1 protein-coding gene and 1 pseudogene are annotated in these 1,499 nt (G+C 73.4%); both read left to right on the top strand.

Annotated elements, in window-relative coordinates; translation table 11 throughout:
• A partial coding sequence (locus ACYVM4_RS18235) for an NAD(P)/FAD-dependent oxidoreductase (RefSeq protein ID WP_460669454.1) occupies positions 1-1,221 on the top strand: 1,221 nt, incomplete at its 5' end.
• 60 nt (positions 1,222-1,281) lie between these two features.
• Positions 1,282-1,499, top strand: a pseudogene (locus ACYVM4_RS18230) (aromatic ring-hydroxylating dioxygenase subunit alpha); the annotation flags it as partial.

Raw genomic sequence — 1,499 nt, 5'->3', positions numbered from 1 at the left:
CGCAACCTCGGTTACGGGGGCCGGCTGGTGATCATCGGTGATGATCCCGCCCGCCCCTACGACCGCCCGCCGCTGTCCAAGGACTTCCTGGCCGGACGGATCGAGGCCGCCGATCTGGCCCTGGAGACCGACACCGACGCCCTGGAGGCGGAGTGGATCCTCGGGACCCCGGCGGTGTCCTTCGACGCGGCCACCCGCATGGTGCACCTGGCCGACGGGCGCATGATCCACGCCGAGGCCCTGGTGATCGCCACCGGCGCCTCGCCCCGGACCCTGCCCCAGATCGCGGAAGCGGACAACGTGGTGAGCCTGCGCACCATCGACGACGCGCAGAAGCTGCGCGCCCTGGTCCGCCGCGGCGGGCGGATGGTGGTCGTGGGGGCCGGGTTCATCGGCGCCGAGGTCGCCTCCACCGCCCACGGACTGGGCCTGGAGGTCACCGTGCTGGAGAAGTCCCCCACCCCGCTGTGCGGGCCGCTGGGGGCGCAGCTGGGCGCGGTCGTGGCCGGGCTGCACGAACGCGCCGGAGTCGAGCTGATCTGCGGGGCCGACATCGCCGAGTTCGAGCTCGCCGGCGGGTCCGTGGCCGCGGTGCGCCTGGCCGACGGGCGGGTGCTGGACGCCGACGTGGTGGTCGTGGGCATCGGGGCGGTGCCCAACACCGGGTGGCTGGAGGGCTCCGGGATCGAGCTGGGCAACGGCGTGGTCTGCGACGCGGTCGGGGCCACCAGCATCCCCGGGGTCGTGGCGGTCGGCGACTGCGCCGCGTGGTGGGAGCCGGTCACCGGCCGCCACCAGCGGGTGGAGCACTGGACCGGGGCCGCCCAGCGCCCGGCGGTGGCCATCGGCGCGCTGCTGGGCGCGGACCCGGCGACCCTGCCGGCGGTGAAGCCCCCGTACTTCTGGTCCGACCAGTACGGCACCCGCCTGCAGTTCGCCGGCGACGCCTCCCGCGCCGACCGGGTGGCCTACGAGCACGGCGGCCCCGGGGAGGACTCCCTGCTGGCCGTCTACTACGCCGGGGAGCACCCGGTGGGCGTGCTGGCTTGGAACCAGACGAAACTGTTCTGCCGCTGGCGCAAGACCCTCGAGAAGCTCGCCGCCGCAGCCACCCAGGTTCCCGTCCCCGAGAGCGCGGCCGCCCCGGCCGTGGCCGCTGCGATGGCCGCCGCCGCCCCGGCCGCCACCGCAGCGGCCGCAGCAGCGCCGGCGGGCGTCTGATCCGTTCCACCCCTTCATCCCCGTTCCACCAGTTCCGCAGCACACCATAAGGAGTTCGAGTTGTCGACCAATGTTGTCTCGGAGAGTCTGATCTCCACCCTGCCCGGATCCACCTACGTGGACGAGGCCGTGTTCGCCGCCGAGCAGGAGCGCATCTTCGAGCAGATGTGGTTCTGCGCCGTGCGCGCAGCCGACCTCGACAAGCCCGGCGCCTTCCGCACCGTGCAGATCGGCCGGGAGTCCATCATCATCACCCGCAACCGCAAGCACGGCATCCG

The organism is Kocuria himachalensis (assembly GCF_054784195.1).
Note: the sequence above shows the minus strand (reverse complement) of the source record. Positions and strands in the feature narration are given on the sequence as shown.